This is a genomic window from Listeria immobilis, assembly GCF_014322845.1.
Taxonomy (GTDB): Bacteria; Bacillota; Bacilli; order Lactobacillales; family Listeriaceae; genus Listeria; species Listeria immobilis.
Genome location: NZ_JAASUA010000001.1, coordinates 287,636 through 306,220 on the forward strand (window position 1 = coordinate 287,636; position 18,585 = coordinate 306,220).

The window sequence follows — 18,585 nt, forward strand, 5'->3', positions numbered from 1 at the left end:
GTTATTCTCCCCCTTCCCGAGCTTCGCGGATGGCTTTAGGTGTTAAACGATACTCTAATTTTCCAAGTGCGAATTCTACTAAAAGGGCTAAAATAGTAACTGGGATAGCTCCACCGAGTATTAAATCAGGACGATATAAATTTAATCCGTTGAAAATAAAGTCTCCTAATCCACCTGCGCCAATATAAGAAGCAAGCGTTGCCCAAGCAATAACATACACAGCGGATAAACGAATCCCGGCCATAATAACGGAAATGGAGTTGGGAATTTCGACATTAATAATTAATTGCCAGTTGGTCATTCCCATGCCGCGCCCAGATTCAATCAAATTTTTATCTACACCTCGAACACCAATAAAGGTATTACGTAAAATTGGTAGTAAGGCATAAATAAACAGTGCGACAATTGCAGGTAGCGTCCCTACGCCAAGAAACGGAATAATAAACGCTAAAATAGCAAGCGATGGTACAGTTTGAAGTACACTAACAATACCAATAACAAAATTTGCTACTTTTGGAGATCTTGTTAGTAGAATACCGGTCGGAACAGCAACAGCGATACCTAAAATCACCGCAGAAAGAGAGATAAATAAATGTTGCCATGTTTGAACGAGCAAGTTATGGCCGTTTTCTTGAAAAAAAGTAACAATAGCGTCCATAGCTTATCCCTCCTGCTTCATTTCTGGTTCTGTCGTTTCGGAATCCGTTTGTTCCTCCTGATTTACTGACTCCGCGTCAAATGAACCCCAAATGGAATCATAGACTATATCAACTAAACTAGCTCGTGTTACAATGCCGACTAGTCGATTTTCTTTATCTACTACTGGAATGTATTTATAACCACGTTTTAAGATGCGCTGAACGGTATCACGTAGCAAAGTATCTTCATGTACATAAAAGACATTTTTCTCAATAATATCCATTACTGAGGTTGCTGTGCGGCGATTTAAATCAATTTGTTCTACATCAATAAATCCTTTTAATACATTTCCTTCATCTACTACAAGTAAAGTATCAACACGTTTTTCTTTCATAATTGTAATCGCTGCTTGTAATGATTTATCGGCTGTAATCGAAACTGGATTTGTATTCATAATTTGGGCAACTTGCGTGACATCTGGTTTTGCTTCGATTAAGCGATCTTTTCCAATAAAATCTTCTACAAATGAATTTGCTGGATTACGCAAAATAGCGTCTGGTGTATCAAATTGAACAATTTCACCAGCTTTCATAATAACAATACGATCAGCTAATTTAATAGCTTCATCCATATCATGAGTGACAAAAATAATTGTTTTTCCAAGTTCTTTTTGTAAGTTTTTAAATTCTTCTTGCAAAGAATCACGAGTAATTGGATCAAGTGCTCCAAATGGTTCATCCATTAAAATTAAGTTTTGTTCCGCTGCAAGTGCTCTTAGAACTCCGATACGTTGTTGTTGTCCGCCACTTAGTTCATATGGATAGCGATCTAAAAATTCTTCAGGTAAATCCACAAGTTTAATTAGCTCTTTAGCACGTTCTTGTTTTTTCTCTTCTGACCATTTAAGTAATTTTGGTACGAGGACGATATTTTCACGAATCGTCATATGTGGCATTAGACCGATTTGTTGAATAACATAACCGATAGAACGCCTTAATTTAACTGGATCTTCTGCCATAATGTCTTTATCATTTATGAATATTTTTCCTTCTGTAGGTTCAATAAGCCTATTAATCATCTTCATTGTTGTTGTTTTCCCACAACCACTTGGACCGATAAAACAAACAAATTCGCCTTTATCGATGTTAAGTGTTAGATCATTAACTGCTTTTTTGCCCCCTTTATAAGTCTTCGTTACGTGTTCAAATTTTAACACGCTTACACACCTCCATTTTTTTCTTTACCACTACCAAAAAATTGGCAATCAATAAATCTTTTCCCTAACTAGGATGATTGAAACTTTAAAATACAAAAAAACAGGTTAAAAACAAGTGATACATTCAAATGGAAGTCGCTTATGAGGTGTTTTTGTACATATGTATGTGGCTGGCGCTAAACTTCTATTCATCGTAAAAATGAGCATTATTATTAAACTGCTTAAGAGTATAACTTTTATTATAACATACTTATTTTTCGTAAAAAAAAGGTCTGCAAGCAAATGCTCACAAACCTGTTCCTTATTTTGGTAAGAATAGCTTAGGTGACGTTTTTAATAATATCGTAATAACTATTCCACTAACAGCTACGGTGGCAAGGCAAGTAGCTCCGTTCATTACTAGCGAAAATAATGCAGCACCCCAACCTTTAAAAGCATAAGCACCCCAAAATAAAACACCAGCAACATAATGCCAGAAATATCTAGCAACCCCACCAATAATCATAGTACCCCATGCCCACTGTATGGCTTTTTTTAGTTCTCCAGCTGTTAAATTACTCCGGACTTGCTTACTAAATACGCCACTAAAAGCAACAAAGCTAAAGGCGATAACATATTCAATCAATGCTTGAGACGGCATTAAAATATATGCTTTCCCAGTTAAGAAATGTAGTAACCCCCATAATAATCCGGCAAATCCCGCAGCCCAAAAACCTCGACGAATGGCAATCACATACATTGGTATCATTCCTAGTGAAATTGAAAAGCTTGATCCAATATCTAGTGGAATAAAGCTTAATACCATTGCAATTGCAGCAAAAATCGCACACTCCAGTAAAATAATCAATCGTTTGTTTTGCATAAAAAATAAACTCCCCTCTTCTTTTTGGTCAAAAACGTACCCCAGAAGAAAGCAGTTTCTATTGTTAGAAATGCAATCGCCACAATCCCTACGCTCGTATTAACGAACAGGTTCAAAGGGTCAGAATCCAAAAACATGCGGATTCAATCTCAGCTAAGAAGCCCCCCCTGTGGTAACGTCTATGAAATTAATTGTACAACCATTATTATAGCATGGCTTTGTTTTTTGTAAAGAATTTTTTCTTTTATTAGTCATTAGTAGAAAATCGTACGGTATTTTGTGCTTTTTTAGGAAGTTTTTGAAAAATAAGTTGATAACTATTTTGGATTAAAGCAAATTCTGTTTCTGCTTCTACATCATATTGTTCATTGATAACTAATGTAATCCAATGTTTTTTATTTAGATGATAGCCAGGTTTGATACTGTTATACTCATCGCGTAATTGGTCAATTCTTTCTGGTTGGCATTTTAGGCTAACATATAAATCTCCATGATACATATGAATAAGCGCAAAAATCTTGCCACCAAGCGTTAGCGCATGCATTTTTTTATCAAATGGAAATGTTTCCTTAGCTCCTTGCAAAGTTAAGCAAATAGCTACTTTTTCTTCTAGCATTTGTTGATAATTCATGCTACTTCCCTCCTTATTCTAGTATTATAACATTTATTTATGTGTGTATACTTTCTTTGCATCACTAACCGTGTTAAAATAGTAGTAATTGTGTTTTTTCTGAAATTAAGAGAAAACAACTTAGTATTGGAGGAAGAAAATGTTAACTGTAAATAATGTCGGCTTACGCTATGGCGATAAAAAGCTATTTGAAGATGTTTCTATTAAATTTTTACCGGGTAACTGTTATGGTCTTATCGGAGCAAACGGAGCTGGGAAATCTACTTTCCTAAAAGTTCTTTCCGGTGAGCTTGATTCACAAAGCGGAAATGTGCATATTGGTTCTGGTGAGCGTCTTGCTGTTCTTCGCCAAGATCATTTCCAATATGATGAAGAATTAGTTTTGAATACTGTAATTATGGGACATGAACGTCTATATAAAATTATGGACGAAAAAAATGCCATTTACATGAAAGAAGATTTTAGTGATGCAGACGGAATTCGTGCTGCTGAACTAGAAGGTGAATTCGCTGAGCTAGACGGTTGGGAAGCAGAATCAGACGCAGCTGTTTTACTTAATGGTTTAGGTATTTCAACAGAATTACATGGTAAATTAATGAAAGATTTAACTGGTGGAGAAAAAGTAAAAGTACTTCTTGCCCAAGCATTATTTGGTAAACCTGATATTTTACTATTGGACGAACCAACTAACCACCTTGATATTCGAGCAATTCACTGGTTAGAAGAGTTTTTAATCAACTTTGATAATACTGTTATTGTTGTATCACATGATCGTCACTTCTTAAATAAAGTGTGTACGCACATTGCTGATCTTGATTTTAGCAAAATTAAGCTTTATGTTGGTAACTATGATTTCTGGTATGAATCAAGTCAATTGGCGCAAACAATGATGGGCGATCGTAATAAGAAAAAAGAAGAAAAAATGAAAGAATTACAAGACTTCATTGCTCGCTTTAGTGCCAATGCATCTAAATCAAAACAAGCAACAAGCCGTAAAAAAATGTTAGAAAAAATTACACTTGAAGACATTCAACCTTCCAGTCGTCGTTACCCTTTCATTCAGTTTAAACCAGAACGAGAAGTTGGGAACGACCTTCTAACAGTAACCAATCTTTCTAAAACGATTGATGGTGTGAAAATTTTAGATAATCTTTCTTTCTCTATTAATCGTAATGATAAAGTGGCTTTAGTTGGTGATGATGAAGTAGCGAAAACAGTATTATTTCAAATACTTGCTGGTGAAATGGAGCCAGATGAAGGCAGCTATAAATGGGGAATTACAACCAGTCAAAGCTATTTCCCAAAAGACAACTCTGAGTTCTTTGAAGAAAATGATATGAGTCTTGTGGAATGGTTGCGTCAATTCTCTCCTGAAGATGACAGTGAAGCTTTCTTACGCGGTTTTCTTGGGCGTATGTTATTTAGCGGAGATGAGGTATTGAAGAAAGTTCGTGTCCTATCTGGAGGCGAAAAAGTGCGTTGTATGTTATCAAAAATGATGCTATCGGGATCTAATGTGCTTCTTTTGGACGAACCTACTAATCACTTGGATCTAGAATCTATCACAGCGTTAAACAATGGCTTAGAAGCTTTCAAAGGTGCGATAATCTTTGCTTCTCATGACCATCAATTACTACAAACAATTGCAACACGTATCGTTAACTTATCTAAAGACCAATTTTATAACAAAGAAATTTCTTATGATGAATATTTAAAAGAAGTTATGAATGTAACAGAATAAAAAAGTGTCCATACCCTTTTGATAGGATATGGACTTTTTTTATTTTAATTCTATTTTGTCAGTTTTTGTTGTAAGTGGTGTGGAAGAATCTTTAAAGTAACTAAGAAAACTATATGAAATCCAAGTAATATCAGAAACATTATCTAATTTTTCTACTGGGAAAACAATTTTTCCTTTGACAGTTTCTCCTGGCTGAACTTCAGTTTTCTCAAATTCCGATAATACCGCATCTCCTCCGTTTATTTCCATCTTATTAGTCTCAAGTTGTCCTTGATTTGGGTATGTTTCCAGTATTTTATCAGCATTATTCGTAATTTCCAGCGCTAACGTAATATTACCTGGAACTGATTTCCCTTCAATAGTTGAGTAAGTTTCTTTCTTTTCAACTGTAACAGAGCTGATTTTTTTCTTAAAATTATCTGCTGTATCTTCATAATTGATTTGATAGGTTTTTGTTTCTGTGGCAGTTTGGTTAGAGCCAGCAGAAGAATAATTAAATACATCATTTTGGACTTGCTGATAGTGTGAGAAACTAACAATAATACCAATGATTGAACCAACTAATAACAGCATTCCAGCACTAGTCATAATCGCGCCTATTTTTCGTTTAGCTGGGAAGAATAAAATCACAATTCCTGCGATAAAAATTAAGAAAGCTGCTATTCCGACAATAATCCAAAGTTCCATCTATTCTGCTCCTTTTATGCGAATTTCTCCCCCACTATACCATATTTGACGTTTAGTTCAAAGCAGTTAAATCACTTGCTGGAGATGGATATGCAAAAAGAACGGATTGTAAATCGGTTAATGTAAGATTTGCTTTCATTAAGAGAGCCATATAGTTAATCATATAATCTGCTTCTTCGCTTAGAAAATGTGCACCTTTTACCTGCTGCGTATTTTTATCGGTTATTATTTTTGCAAGTGCAAGTGATTCATTAGTTCGTTTATAGGTGTACCATTCTGTTGTGTCATGGCTTTTTATTTCATATTTGTCAGGTTGTTCTTGTGCTTCTGCTATACTAATACCAATGCTTGATAGTTTAGGGCTAGTGAATACAACACTTGGTATCGCTGGATAGTCTATTGCAACTTGTTTACCAAGAATATTTTCGGCTACAACTGCTGCTTCCATGCTAACAACTGGGGTAAGCGCTGCCCCATTGGATGCAGCAACATCTCCGCAAGCATAAATATGTGGATTATTTACAGTTTGCAAGTTTTTATTTACACTAATACCTTTTCTAGTATATTCAATCTGTGCATTTTCTAGGTTTAAATGTGCAATATTAGGCGCTCTTCCTGTGGCTCCAATAATTACATCTGTTCGAAGAGAAAAGGAATTTGGACCTGAAATTTCTAATGTATCTGCTTTTTTCTCCACTTTAGAAATATCTGTATCAAAATGAAAATGAACACCTTCTTCTTTCATTAATGAAACTAGCGCGGCAACAAAATCAGGATTGAATTTTTTTAGAGGTTTACTATTGTGATGAATTATATGTACCTCTTTCCCAGCAGCTAAAGCAATAGAGGCAAATTCAAAGGAAATATAGCCCCCACCAATAAAAGTGATACTGTCAGGGAGTTCCTGTAAAGACAAGAAATCATCACTTGTTTGGATATATTCGTTTCCAGGTATTTTCATTTTATTTGGTGCTGCTCCGGTAGCTAGGACAATATTTTTAGCTTTTAATATATCTTCTCCCACTTGTAATGTATTATTTGATTGGAATGCTGCTTTTCCAAAGAAAGTTTCGATTCCACTATCTTGAAAACTCCGCAAACGCTGCTCTGGAACATCTTCCACAAAGGTTTCTTTAAAAGCCATTAATTCAGTCCAACTTATTGTTGCAGCTTGTTTAATGCCTTTTCCACGTAAGCGTTTTGAAAAATTGGTAGCTTCTGCAGCACCAATAAGTACTTTTTTTGGATCGCATCCTCTAAGTACACAAGTTCCTCCCCAGCTACGTTCTTCTACAATAGCTACACTTAAACCTCTACTCCTAGTTTCAAAAGCAACCGTAGTTCCACTTGCTCCGCTTCCGATTACGACAACGTCATATGTATATTCTGTCAATTGAATCACTCCTTCTAAATTAGTTTTCCCGTCTATTTTAGTTTTAAACGAAAAAACTGCTGCACATTCATGTATGTACAACAGTTTTATTACTATACTTCCATAATGATTGGTAAGATCATTGGACGACGCTTGGTTTGTTCAAATAAATAGCGATTTAATTGATCGCGAATATCTTGTTTTAATTTAGCCCATTCAAACCCTGCTTCTTGTAAATTTTTCTCCACTATTTTTGTCACTACTTTGGATGACTCTTCAATTAAATGCTCGGATTCGCGCACATAGATGAATCCGCGAGAGATAATTTCTGGTCCAGAAGTAATTGTTTTTGTTTTTCGATTTAATGTTACTACTACAATAAAAATCCCATCTTCTGAAAGTAATTTGCGGTCTCTTAGGACGATATTACCAACATCTCCTACACCTAATCCATCAATGAGTGTATTACCAGAATATACACGGTTTCCGGCAGTCATTTTATCATTTTTATATTCTAGGATTTCTCCTTTACCAACGATAAATACATTTGATTTTGGCATGCCAACTTCATGAGCTAGTTTTGCATGACTGATAAGCATACGATATTCACCGTGAACAGGAACAAAATAACGTGGTTTTAGTAAATTTATCATTAATTTTAAATCTTCTTGACTCGCATGACCAGAAATGAAAAGTGTATTACTCATAGTTAAAACTTTTGCTCCAGCTTTATAGAGCATATCCATTGTTTTAGCCATCATTGTTTCAAGTGATGGAGATGGGGTTGTTGTAATATAAACAGTATCACCAGGTTTGATATTAAACTGTGGATGATTTCCTTTTGTCATCAATTGTAGGGATTGGATTGGTTCCCCTAAATTCCCTGTTTCGATAATCGTAATTTCATCATCATTATATTTTTTTACATCTTTTAAAGGAATGATTAAATCTTCCTCAATAATTATTTTATCTAAGCTACCAGCAATCTCAAAAACGCGTTCTAACTCTTTACCGACGATAGCTACTTTTCGTTTAGTTGCAACGGATGCATCAAGAACCTGTTGTAAACGAATTAAATTGGAAGCAACACAGGCTACAATGATTCTGCCATCTGCCATTCGAAAGGCATGTCTAATTTCCTCTTCAATCAAGCTATCACTAGAAGTAGTTCCAGGATGTTCTGCTTCAGAGCTATCAGATAATAAGGCAAGTACTCCTTTTTCACCAAATTCAGCAATATGGCTTAAATCTGATGCATAACCATCTTGTGCTGATTGATCAAATTTAAAATCTCCAGTGTAGATAATAGAGCCTTCGCTTGTTTCCAGTACAATCCCAACAGAATCAGGAATAGTGTGTGTTGTGCGGAAAAAAGATACATCAATTTTAGAAAATGATAAAGTAGTGTCCGCATCAACAATATGGAAATTTTTAAATCTTAGTTTACGATGTTCTTTTAGCGCAGATTTAGCTAGGGCAATAGTTAATTCTGTACCATAAACAGGCGCTTTTACTTTTTGAAGTAAGTAAGGCAGTGCGCCAATTGCGTCTTCATGGCCATGTGATAGGAAAATCGCTTTAATTCTATCTTTATTTTCTTCTAAATATTTAAAATCTGGGATAACAATGTCGATTCCCAGTAATTCATTTTCTGGGAACATTAAGCCAGCATCTAATATAAAGATATCTTCGTCTATTTCTACCACATACAAATTTTTGCCACTTTCATCGACACCGCCGAGTGGAATGATTTTTATGTTTTTCGCTTTTTTTATTGTCAAAGCGTAGACCTCCTTTGAACTATTTAGAAAGTCCTTCTAATATAGCTTGTAATTTCGTTCCTTGTGCAGCGTTTAAATCTACTAGGGGCAATCTAACTGGACCAACATTAACTCCTTGTTGGTTTAATAGATATTTTGTTGGCGCTGGATTTGGTACAGCAAAAAGTTCATTCATTAGTGGAAGTAAATTGCGATGAATACTCGCAGCTTTTTGAACGTCCCCTTTTTCAAATGCTTGTATCATTTCCTGCATTTCATTTCCAACAAGATGGCTTGCAACAGAAATAACACCATGTCCGCCAACTGATAATATTGGTAATGTTAAGCTATCATCACCACTATATACTAAGAAATCATCGGAAGTTCCAGCAATAATCGCACTAATATTATCTAAATTACCGCTTGATTCTTTTACCCCAATAATATTAGGTAGAGCAGCTAAACGAATAATTGTTTCTGGTTCAATATTTACAACACTACGTCCAGGAATATTGTAAATAACAACTGGTAGGTCAGATGCTTCTGCTACTGCAGCAAAATGAGCATATAAACCATCTTGATTTGGTTTATTATAATATGGCGCAACAATTAATACGGCATCAATTCCACCTAGTTCTGCTACTTCATTCGTAAATGCAATTGTTTCTGCTGTATTGTTTGAACCAGTACCAGCGATTAATTTTGCACGTCCATCATTTGTTTCAATAACTTGACGGAATAATTTTATTTTTTCATCATGTGATAAAGTGGGTGATTCGCCAGTCGTACCAGCAATTACTAAACCATCTGAGCCATTTTCGATTAAGTGGTTCACAAGATGATGAATTCTTTTTTTGCATACTTTATTTTTTTCTGGGTGAATTGGTGTCACCATTGCTGTAATAACTTTCCCTAAATCCATCTTTCTTTTCCTCCTTACTTAATTTCTAAACAAAATATGTCATGAAGGGCATTGACTGCCGAAATTAAGTCCTCTTCTCTTACTAATACCCAAATAGTAGTGTGACTATCCGCTGATTGTAAAATTGGTATATTTTTTTCAGATAATGCAGCTACTATTTTAGCTGTTACTCCAGGAACTCCAGTTATTCCAGCTCCAACAATAGAAACCTTCGCACAAGATTCACGGACATTTGTTTGTAAACCGGCTTCTGCTAAAAGTACCTTTACTAGTTGACGTTTTTCTTCTGGAACCGTGAAAACAACGGAATTCGTTGATATATTGATAAAGTCCAGACTTATGCCAGCATCTGCCAGTATTTTGAAAGCTAATTGTTGTGTTTTTACAGTGTCTGTTAAAATTGATACTTGTGTTAGATTTGTTACATGAGCCACTCCTGTTACCAAGCGCTCTTTGACATCAAAATGATCAACTTCATCTGCTAAAGACGTAACAAGTGTTCCAGTAGACTCTAAATAAGTAGAACGAATCCGCATTGGGATCTTAGCAGTCATAGCAATTTCTACAGCACGCGGGTGAATAACTTTGGCACCTTGATAGGCCATGTTGCTTACTTCATTATAGCTTACTCTTGGAAGTGAACGAGCATGCTCCACAATACGAGGATCTGCCGTCATCATTCCGTCTACATCAGTAAAGATATCAATATAGTCAGCTTGTAAAGAAACGCCAAGGGCAGCAGCAGAAGTATCGCTACCACCACGACCAAGTGTTGTAATATCGCCGTTCTCTGCCATACCTTGAAATCCAGCAACCACTGCAACATCAAGTGATTTAAGTGCATTTTGGATTCTAGCGGTATCCACTTTTGTAATTTTAGCATTTAGATGGTTACTTGAGGTAATAATACCTGCTTGGCCGCCAGAAAATGATTCGGCTTTAATATTTGCTTCTTTTAACATATTGGTAAATACTGAAGCAGAAATAGTTTCACCAACCGAAAGCAGTGTATCCTGTTCTCTAGCAGACAATTTTGTTTCCTTTGCACCAATCAATTCTAATAGTGTATCTGTTGCATAAGGGTCACCATATCGCCCAATTGCAGAGACTACAACCACAACTTTGTAGCTATCTTTAAGTGCACGTTTTATGTGATCAAATGCCATTAACCTAATTTTTTCATTTTGGACAGATGTACCGCCAAATTTTTGTACGATGATTTTCATTTCTTACACCTCAAAATAGCTTTAAATAATCGCTAATTTTACTAAACTTTCAGCGATTTGAATAGAATTCCAAGCAGCCCCTTTTAGTAGATTATCGGAAACAATCCACATATGGAAGCCTTTTGTGTCATCTAAGTCAGCACGAACTCGACCAACAAATACTTCTTTTTTTCCAGCGGCATAGATTGCTTGCGGATATAGTTGGTTGGCAGGATCATCTTCTAAAATAACTCCAGGAGCAGTTTTTAGGATGTTTTGAATAGCTGTAGCATTTACTCCTTCTTTGTCTACTTCAATATAAACACTTTCGGAATGTCCACTCACTACTGGAATACGAACACAAGTAGCAGCTACTTTCATGCTAGCATCTTCCATGATTTTTTTCGTTTCATTGATCATTTTCATTTCTTCGTATGTATAATCATTTTCCGTGAAAACATCAATTTGTGGTAGAGCATTAAAGGCGATTGGATAGTGTTTTTTATCCCCTTTTACTGGCATAATTTCAGGGGTGAATGCTTTATTGTCTAACACAGCTCTACTACCTTCTTGTAATTCTTGAATGGCACTTACTCCAGAACCAGAAACAGCTTGATAGGTGGAAACAATCACTCTATTTAAACCATAAGCTTTTCGAATCGGTTCGAGCGCTGTCACCATTTGAATTGTAGAACAGTTTGGATTCGCGATAATCCCATTATGTGAATGAAGTGCTTGTTCGTTTACTTCAGGAACTACCAACGGAACAGTCGGGTCCATTCGATATGCACTTGTATTGTCAATAACAATTGCTCCACGTTGAACAGCTTCTTTAGCTAATGCTTTAGAGACAGAACCTCCAGCACTAAATAAAGCAATATCAACACCTTCAAAACTTTCTGGTTTCGCTTCTTGAATCGTTATTTCTTCATCACGGAATGTTAATTTTTTCCCTGCAGAGCGAGCTGAAGACAAGAACGAAACTTGCTTTATCTTAAAAGTCGCCGCCTCTTCTAGTAATTCAATCATTTGAGTACCAACTGCACCAGTAGCGCCTACAACTGCGACATGATAACTTTTTGTCATTGTTTACAATTCCTCCTTCAAATTCATCCTCTTATCTCTGCATTAAAACAGAAATCTGGTTAATTTTACACTTACTTCATCATACCATAAAAGGAGCTATTTCGCAGTTTTTTATGTGTGTTTGCGTTTATTTTTTTAATTGTTTGTCAGTTTATATTAAAAAAAACCACTTTCGCAAAAATGAAAGTGGTTTTTTGGTTAATTTTCGGTTTGTTTTGACTGAGCTTCTGCTGCTTCTTTTTTGTTATTGATAGGTTGTTCTACTTTAGAATCGCTTTTATTTGCTTTTGCGCGTTCTTGTTTTAGTTCAAAATATTTATCGAATACTTCTTTGGAAATGGTCATATTCGTTTTGTGATCTGTACCATACGGACGATAAATCCAAGGAACAACAACGGATATAGCAATTTCTGGTTTTTTGACTGGTGCGTAACCTACAAACGTAGTATTCCACACACTAGCCATTTTATTTCCTTCTTTTGGTCCATCATAAAAGGCATCCGCAGTCCCTGTTTTACCAGCAACATCGTATTCGCTAGAAGTAAAGACTGTTCTAGCAGTACCTGTTGAACCATGTGTTACTTCATAGAATCCTTGTTGTACGGTTTTCATATCGCTCTCTGAAACGCCAATTTTGTTTAATACTTTAGGCTCATTCGAGGTTGCGAGAGTTCCGACAGTATCACCATTTGTACTTGGATTTCTAATTTCTTTTAACATACTTGGGGCAATTCTTGAGCCGCCATTAGCAATAGTTGAAACGTATTGTGCCATTTGTAGTGGTGTATAGGAATCGTATTGTCCAATAGCAAAGTCGAGAATTTTACCAATTGTTTGGTCGTCCCCTTTGTAACCAGTTTGTTCTCCTGGTAGGTCGATTCCGGTTTTTACACCTAGCCCAAATTGATTGTAATAATAACGCATATCATCAAAAGTACTTAATGGTGCTTTTAGCGGGCCGTTTGGAACATATTTAGCGCCCCCCATTTTCATAGCTACTTGATACATATAGGAGTTAGATGAAATTTCTAGTGCACCAATTGGATCAAGCGGTCGGTTCCCAGCTCCAGTTCTGTTAAACCAAGAACTCTTTGGTTTCGTTCCTTTTAGTGCAATTGGTTTATCAGTAAATACTGTGTCTTTTGTGATTGCACCATCCATAATACCGCCTAAGATGGTAGAGCCTTTCACTGCCGATCCCATGGCATATGCAGTTGTAAATGTCCCAAGCGAGTAGTCTTCAAATTTGCCTTTTTCGTTTAGTTTTTGTCCAGCAAGCGCAAGAACTTCACCAGAATATGGATCCATAGCAACAACAAAAGCACGATCAAATAAATCAGAACCGCCATATTGTTTTCCTTGTGAAATATTTTTACGCAAGATTTCTTCTACTGCTTTTTGGAACTCAACATCTACAGAAAGAACTAAATCTTTTCCTTTAGAACCTTCATATTTGCTGACTGTTTCAATAATATTCCCTTTAGAATCTAGTACGCTTTCTGATTGTGATTTTGATCCTGCAAGAACGCTTTCGTATTGTGCTTCTAAATAACTTTTACCTACACGATCATTGCGACTATACCCCTGCGATAAATAGTATTCCGCCTTATCTTTTGGTAAACCTTCTTTTGCACTAGATACGGAACCTAAAATAGAGCGTAATGTTTCATCGTATGTGTAATAACGATTCCAGTCTGTTGTTGTATCAACTCCTGGCAAGCTATCCATGTTTTCACTAACACGTGCAATTTCTTCATCAGTAACATCTTTATTCTTCACTACTGATTCAGTCATTGCATATCCAGTAGTCATTTTTTTATAGATGGTCGCCACTTTTAAGTCTTCTTTACTAAGACTGTCAATATCTGCTTGTGTAACATTGTCTACTTGAATCTTGTATGCTTCCGAAGCTTCTAGTGCTTGCTCCTTGGCAGATAGACGATTTAAAGACTCTGTTTGGTGTGTTAAAATCCAGTAATCTTGTAAATCACGCTCTGTTAATTTCTCTGGCTCAACAGTTATTAACTTTTCAAGCGTTTGAGCAACATGTAGCGTTTCTGATGTTTCTGTTTGCTGACTTCGTGTGTAAGTAATTGATTTAACCGCTGAATTTCCAACTAATAAATTGTAGTTGCGGTCATAAATACTTCCACGTGGAACATTTTTTGAAACAGTTACGTTATCTGTCTCTTCTAATTGCCGTTTGTACGTATCCCCTTGAACGATTTGAACAATACCTAATCGTAAAATTAAAACAGAGAATAATATAAAAATAATAAAGAATAGAATATTTAAACGTAATGGAATAATGGCGCGTTTTTTCTTAGTGGAATCTTTTTTCTTTTTTCTAAAATTTAGTTTCACGCATAGTTACCTCACTTTTCAATAATACCTTTCCCTATTGTAGCTGAAAAACCATCATTTTTCCACTGTAAGTTTATTAGAAATTCATTAGAAATAAAAAAAGACCCACCTAAGTGAGCCTTCTAGTTATTATTTTGCTGCGTCAAAGCGTTTGTTTGCTTCATCCCAGTTAATTACATTCCAAAATGTGTCAATATATTCAGGACGACGATTTTGGAATTTAAGGTAATAAGCATGTTCCCAAACATCTAAGCCAAGAACAGGAGTTTTACCTTCGCTAAGTGGAGAATCTTGATTAGCAGTTGAAACGATTTCTAGTTTACCGTTGTTCACTACTAGCCATGCCCAACCTGAACCAAAACGCGCTGCTGCTGCCGCATTGAATTTTTCTTTGAAATCATCAAATGTGCCAAATTCGCTTTCGATTGCTGCTTTTAAGTTACCAGTTGGAGCACCACCACCATTTGGGCTAAGAATAGACCAGAATAAAGTATGGTTAGCATGACCACCACCATGGTTACGTACAGCACCACGAATTTCTTCAGGAACACTATTTAAATTGGCAACTAATTCTTCTGCAGTTTTGTTTGCAAGGTCTGGATGTCCTGCAACTGCTTCATTTAGTTTTGTTACATAAGTATTGTGGTGCTTTGTATAATGAATTTCCATTGTTTCTTTGTCAAAATTCGGTTCCAAAGCATCATAAGTATAAGGTAATTTTGGTAATTCGTAAGTCATAAAAAATTCCTCCTCGGATAGTTTATTATTTATGTGAAAAGAAATTAGCTTATAAGGCGAAAGTTATAGAACCTATTTCCATAGAACTATGTAACACCTTAAATAACGTTTCTCTTTACACCATTTAGCCTACCACGACCTAGATATGCTTGCAATTTTTCTGCTTAGTGATGTTTCAATATTGATTTTGCAATCATTTCAAGCTATGATTAAGGTTAGGTGGAAAAGAACATCCTTTTGCACATACAGGTATCTTTTTCCCGAAAAACGAAAAGTTAAACCATTAGGCGAGGTGTTGAAAAAAGAATGAATATTTTTAAACGCTTCTGGAAAAGTTTATATTCCCCTGCGGATATTGCATCGTTCCGAAATGATAAAATCAGAAAAAGCATTGTCTATATCATCGTTTTATCATTTGTTACTTTCCTTCCATTAGCATACTTTACGAGTGTTACAACAAAAAATGCGTTAAAAGTTGGCGAAGAAACTATTACAAATGAAATTCCGGATTTCAAAGTGACAGACGGAAAACTTGTTTTAACAGATAGCCAAGTAAAAAACTTACCTATCTCTATCGATCAAGATCAATTACATATTTATTTTGATGCTTCTGGAACGCTTGATGAAGATGATGTGGATAATAAAATAGCTTCTTATGATAGTGCAGTTGCCTTTCTTTCAGATGGTATTTATATTACTGCTGCTGGGGTATCACAATCATTTAGCTATGAAACGGCTGGTATTAGTGATAAAGGTGATTTGGTTAACTTATATACATCAATTGAATCTCTCGCGAAGTACTTTATTCCTATCGCTCTACTAGTGTTATTTATTTTTACGTTAGGTTCCGTTTTCTTCCGAGTGGCACTTTATGCACTCTTTGGTTTTATATTATCAGGTTTTGGAAGAACTGGAATTGTTTTCCGCCAAAATTGGATGATGGCCTCTTACAGTATTACTTTAGCGGCTGTTTTCACAATGGTCATGGAAGCTCTACAAATAATTGTCCCATTTGGAATGGAAATTAATATGGTTGTTAGTATGATTTTTGTTTTCCTTGCGATCCGTTCTATTCCACCAAATGAAACAACACTAGAACAGTAAAAATGGACCACTTGTGCTTTTACAAGTGGTTTTTTTATTTGAATGAAGCTAATTTTAAGTGGTATGATTAAAAAATCAATGTTATCAATGAATGATTACATTGGATTGTTATAGCCGCATTTGTTTTGAGGGGAGAGATATTTTTTGGATAAAGAAGTGGAATTAAATTTTTATGATGGTGTAAAAGCTTGTTTACCAACTGTGTTAGGTTATGCTGGGATTGGTATTGCTGCTGGTGTAGTTGGAAAAGCCTCGCATTTAAGTGTACTTGAAGTAACTTTACTTGCAATTATTGTTTATGCAGGAGCTGCTCAATTTATTATATCTGGTTTATTATTATTACAAAGTCCAATTTCTGCTATTATATTTACTACTTTTTTAATTAATTCGAGACATTTTTTAATGGGAATGGCTGAAGCACCGCACTTTAAGCAATACTCTCTTTGGAATAATATTGGAATTGGTTCATTACTAACAGATGAGACATTTGGCGTTTCAATGAATCAGATTGGAAATAAAAAACCAGTGAATGCCAAATGGATGCATGGAATCAATGTGACAGCTTATCTTTCTTGGATTATTGCATGCATTGTTGGCGCATTTATTGGAAATTGGCTTCCAAATCCAGAAAAATTTGGGCTTGATTTTGCCTTATCAGCTATGTTTATAGGGTTGCTTTATTTACAAGTTATCAGTGATAAGAGTAAAAAAATTAGTACTAGCTTATTTGTTATGTTGATGGTTGCATTGTTTTTAGTAATTTTTATGCGATTTACGACACCTGAAATAGCTATTTTAATTGCAACACTGTTGGGTTGTTTGATTGGAGTGATAATAGAAAAATGGCAATAAGTACATATACATTATTTGTGATTATTGGTTGTGGAATTGTTACCTTTATTCCTCGAGTACTTCCTTTTATTTTTGTGCGCAAATTAGCCTTGCCTGATATCGTCATTCGTTTTTTATCTTTTGTTCCATTAGCAATTTTAACTGCTCTTTTTGTTCAAAGCTTGCTTACAACGAGTAAAAATGCTTTTCCAGTCATTAATATGGAAAATTTACTCGCATCTCTACCTACTATTATAACTGCTATTTTAACTAAAAATTTAATGTGGATTGTAATTGTTGGCATTGTTTCTATGGCAGTTATTCGATTGATTTTATAGAAAAACCCTTTACTGGCGTGTGTTTTTGACGGGAATCAAAGCCAGTAAAGGGTTTTTATTTATGGGTAGATCAGAAGTAAGCTTAATTGGATGTTGTGGTACTTGTTGTTTCCGTGCTAGTACTTGTATAATCAGAAAATGCGTCTTTTAAATCACTATCTTTTATATCTATGTTAGCTGCTTTTAATTCTTTTTTTAGGGCAGCAGTCATATTTTCAGAGGTTAGTTGTGATTCGATATAGGAAGCTTTTACGGCTGCTTTGTCTTTTGCATACGTCGTTTTATCGGTTTTCTTCACTAATTGAATTAAATGATAACCATAGCTAGATTTAACTATTTCGCTAACATCATTTGTATTCTCTAATGCATAGGCAGCTTTTTCGAATGTTTCATCCATTTCACCAGTACCAAATGGATCAAGTAGTCCACCATTTGTACTTGTTGCTGTGTCTGTCGAATATTCTTTTGCTAAATCAGTGAATTTTTCTCCATTTTTTAATTTTGTTTGTATTTCTTTTGCTGTTGCTTCGTCATCGACTAAAATATGGCGGACAGTAATATCCGGTTGCCAAGTTTTATAATATTTTTTTAGCTTACTTTCGCTAACATTCATATTTGCTTCTGTTGCTTTTTGAATAAGTAAATTATATTCAATATTTTCTTTAAAAGAAGTTTTCGTTAAATTACTTGAAGCAAGCGTTGATTCAAAAGAATCGCCATATTGTTCCTCGTATTTTTTATATTCTGCATTAACTTCTTTTTCTGAAACAGTGTATTTATCCTCTAGTATTTTTTTAAAAGTTAGTTGTTGCACGACCTCATTCCCATATGTAGCTTTCATCGCTTCATAAAGATCATCTTGTGTTACACTCCCAGCATCTGTTTTTACGACAGCGCTACTACCACATCCTGCGAGAATAAGTAATGTTGCTGTTATAACTGAAATAATCATTTTTTTTAATAGTGTCAAACTGTTCCTCTCCTTCTACTTTCGGCTACTTCTTACTTTAACGCTAAAAAGTGTCTAGAATGAGAAACAAATATGAAATAATTATGAACATTCTCGGCAAAATAAAAATGGTACGAGTT

At 35.3% G+C, this 18,585-nt stretch carries 17 protein-coding genes and 1 riboswitch; of the genes, 4 read left to right on the top strand and 13 right to left on the bottom strand.

The window, feature by feature from the left end:
* Position 1: 1 nt before the first annotated feature.
* From HCJ45_RS01580 to HCJ45_RS01595, 4 genes are all read right to left on the bottom strand, one after another.
* Positions 2 to 658 (bottom strand): ABC transporter permease, encoded by a 657-nt coding sequence (locus tag HCJ45_RS01580; RefSeq protein WP_185348121.1) that lies wholly within the window; start codon positions 656 to 658, stop codon positions 2 to 4.
* A gap of 3 nt (positions 659 to 661) precedes the next feature.
* Positions 662 to 1,855, bottom strand: a complete 1,194-nt coding sequence (locus HCJ45_RS01585; RefSeq protein ID WP_187123826.1) for a betaine/proline/choline family ABC transporter ATP-binding protein — start codon at positions 1,853 to 1,855, stop codon at positions 662 to 664.
* A gap of 301 nt (positions 1,856 to 2,156) precedes the next feature.
* A complete protein-coding gene (gene thiT / locus HCJ45_RS01590) occupies positions 2,157 to 2,717 on the bottom strand; it encodes an energy-coupled thiamine transporter ThiT (protein ID WP_187123827.1) in 561 nt (186 codons plus the stop codon).
* A 67-nt stretch (positions 2,718 to 2,784) separates the two neighbouring features.
* Positions 2,785 to 2,895, bottom strand: a riboswitch (TPP riboswitch).
* 69 nt (positions 2,896 to 2,964) lie between these two features.
* Positions 2,965 to 3,348: an MmcQ/YjbR family DNA-binding protein gene (locus HCJ45_RS01595; RefSeq protein WP_185381153.1), complete on the bottom strand. Its 384-nt coding sequence runs from the start codon at positions 3,346 to 3,348 to the stop codon at positions 2,965 to 2,967.
* A 139-nt stretch (positions 3,349 to 3,487) separates the two neighbouring features.
* On the opposite strand from HCJ45_RS01595, the gene HCJ45_RS01600 reads away from it, so the two are divergent.
* Positions 3,488 to 5,089, top strand: coding sequence for an ABC-F family ATP-binding cassette domain-containing protein (locus tag HCJ45_RS01600; RefSeq protein WP_185381152.1), 1,602 nt, complete (start codon positions 3,488 to 3,490; stop codon positions 5,087 to 5,089).
* 39 nt (positions 5,090 to 5,128) lie between these two features.
* On the opposite strand, the gene HCJ45_RS01605 is transcribed toward HCJ45_RS01600, so the two are convergent.
* The 8 genes from HCJ45_RS01605 to HCJ45_RS01640 form a co-directional block, all read right to left on the bottom strand.
* Positions 5,129 to 5,776 (bottom strand): hypothetical protein, encoded by a 648-nt coding sequence (locus tag HCJ45_RS01605; protein ID WP_185348139.1) that lies wholly within the window; start codon positions 5,774 to 5,776, stop codon positions 5,129 to 5,131.
* Between the two features lie 52 nt (positions 5,777 to 5,828).
* A complete protein-coding gene (locus HCJ45_RS01610; protein WP_187123828.1) occupies positions 5,829 to 7,169 on the bottom strand; it encodes a dihydrolipoyl dehydrogenase family protein in 1,341 nt (446 codons plus the stop codon).
* Positions 7,170 to 7,261: 92 nt separating this feature from the next.
* Complete coding sequence (locus HCJ45_RS01615; protein WP_187123829.1) at positions 7,262 to 8,929, bottom strand: ribonuclease J; 1,668 nt, start codon at positions 8,927 to 8,929, stop codon at positions 7,262 to 7,264.
* 19 nt (positions 8,930 to 8,948) lie between these two features.
* Positions 8,949 to 9,830: a 4-hydroxy-tetrahydrodipicolinate synthase gene (gene dapA, locus HCJ45_RS01620; protein WP_185348145.1), complete on the bottom strand. Its 882-nt coding sequence runs from the start codon at positions 9,828 to 9,830 to the stop codon at positions 8,949 to 8,951.
* Positions 9,831 to 9,844: 14 nt separating this feature from the next.
* The gene (gene dapG / locus HCJ45_RS01625; RefSeq protein WP_187123830.1) at positions 9,845 to 11,056 is read right to left on the bottom strand and encodes an aspartate kinase; all 1,212 of its coding nucleotides are present in this window, start codon (positions 11,054 to 11,056) and stop codon (positions 9,845 to 9,847) included.
* A 21-nt stretch (positions 11,057 to 11,077) separates the two neighbouring features.
* The gene (locus HCJ45_RS01630) at positions 11,078 to 12,121 is read right to left on the bottom strand and encodes an aspartate-semialdehyde dehydrogenase (RefSeq protein WP_187123831.1); all 1,044 of its coding nucleotides are present in this window, start codon (positions 12,119 to 12,121) and stop codon (positions 11,078 to 11,080) included.
* Positions 12,122 to 12,319: 198 nt separating this feature from the next.
* Positions 12,320 to 14,485, bottom strand: a complete 2,166-nt coding sequence (locus HCJ45_RS01635) for a penicillin-binding transpeptidase domain-containing protein (RefSeq protein ID WP_187123832.1) — start codon at positions 14,483 to 14,485, stop codon at positions 12,320 to 12,322.
* A 129-nt stretch (positions 14,486 to 14,614) separates the two neighbouring features.
* Entirely contained in the window at positions 14,615 to 15,223 is a 609-nt protein-coding gene (locus tag HCJ45_RS01640; protein WP_187123833.1) for a superoxide dismutase, read from the bottom strand.
* Positions 15,224 to 15,529: 306 nt separating this feature from the next.
* On the opposite strand from HCJ45_RS01640, the gene HCJ45_RS01645 reads away from it, so the two are divergent.
* The 3 genes from HCJ45_RS01645 (at position 15,530) to HCJ45_RS01655 (ending at position 17,496) form a co-directional block, all read left to right on the top strand.
* Positions 15,530 to 16,327 (top strand): DUF1189 domain-containing protein, encoded by a 798-nt coding sequence (locus HCJ45_RS01645; RefSeq protein ID WP_187123834.1) that lies wholly within the window; start codon positions 15,530 to 15,532, stop codon positions 16,325 to 16,327.
* A gap of 144 nt (positions 16,328 to 16,471) precedes the next feature.
* Complete coding sequence (locus HCJ45_RS01650; protein WP_187123835.1) at positions 16,472 to 17,179, top strand: AzlC family ABC transporter permease; 708 nt, start codon at positions 16,472 to 16,474, stop codon at positions 17,177 to 17,179.
* Entirely contained in the window at positions 17,170 to 17,496 is a 327-nt protein-coding gene (locus HCJ45_RS01655) for an AzlD domain-containing protein (RefSeq protein ID WP_187123836.1), read from the top strand. Before HCJ45_RS01650 ends, HCJ45_RS01655 begins: the two co-directional genes overlap by 10 nt.
* Positions 17,497 to 17,578: 82 nt before the next feature.
* Here HCJ45_RS01655 and prsA1 read toward each other — a convergent pair whose 3' ends face one another.
* Positions 17,579 to 18,466 carry a post-translocation chaperone PrsA1 gene (gene prsA1 / locus HCJ45_RS01660; RefSeq protein ID WP_187123837.1) on the bottom strand — a complete coding sequence of 296 codons (888 nt, stop codon included), beginning with the start codon at positions 18,464 to 18,466 and terminating at the stop codon, positions 17,579 to 17,581.
* Positions 18,467 to 18,585: the final 119 nt, after the last annotated feature.

Excerpts from the sequence above, each read along its gene's own strand:
- HCJ45_RS01580 (WP_185348121.1), bottom strand. The coding sequence starts at position 658 with ATGGACGCTATTGTTACTTTTTTTCAAGAAAACGGCCATAACTTGCTC.
- thiT (WP_187123827.1), bottom strand. The coding sequence starts at position 2,717 with ATGCAAAACAAACGATTGATTATTTTACTGGAGTGTGCGATTTTTGCT.
- HCJ45_RS01595 (WP_185381153.1), bottom strand. The coding sequence starts at position 3,348 with ATGAATTATCAACAAATGCTAGAAGAAAAAGTAGCTATTTGCTTAACT.
- HCJ45_RS01600 (WP_185381152.1), top strand. The coding sequence starts at position 3,488 with ATGTTAACTGTAAATAATGTCGGCTTACGCTATGGCGATAAAAAGCTA.
- HCJ45_RS01605 (WP_185348139.1), bottom strand. The coding sequence starts at position 5,776 with ATGGAACTTTGGATTATTGTCGGAATAGCAGCTTTCTTAATTTTTATC.
- dapA (WP_185348145.1), bottom strand. The coding sequence starts at position 9,830 with ATGGATTTAGGGAAAGTTATTACAGCAATGGTGACACCAATTCACCCA.
- dapG (WP_187123830.1), bottom strand. The coding sequence starts at position 11,056 with ATGAAAATCATCGTACAAAAATTTGGCGGTACATCTGTCCAAAATGAA.
- HCJ45_RS01630 (WP_187123831.1), bottom strand. The coding sequence starts at position 12,121 with ATGACAAAAAGTTATCATGTCGCAGTTGTAGGCGCTACTGGTGCAGTT.
- HCJ45_RS01640 (WP_187123833.1), bottom strand. The coding sequence starts at position 15,223 with ATGACTTACGAATTACCAAAATTACCTTATACTTATGATGCTTTGGAA.
- HCJ45_RS01645 (WP_187123834.1), top strand. The coding sequence starts at position 15,530 with ATGAATATTTTTAAACGCTTCTGGAAAAGTTTATATTCCCCTGCGGAT.
- HCJ45_RS01655 (WP_187123836.1), top strand. The coding sequence starts at position 17,170 with ATGGCAATAAGTACATATACATTATTTGTGATTATTGGTTGTGGAATT.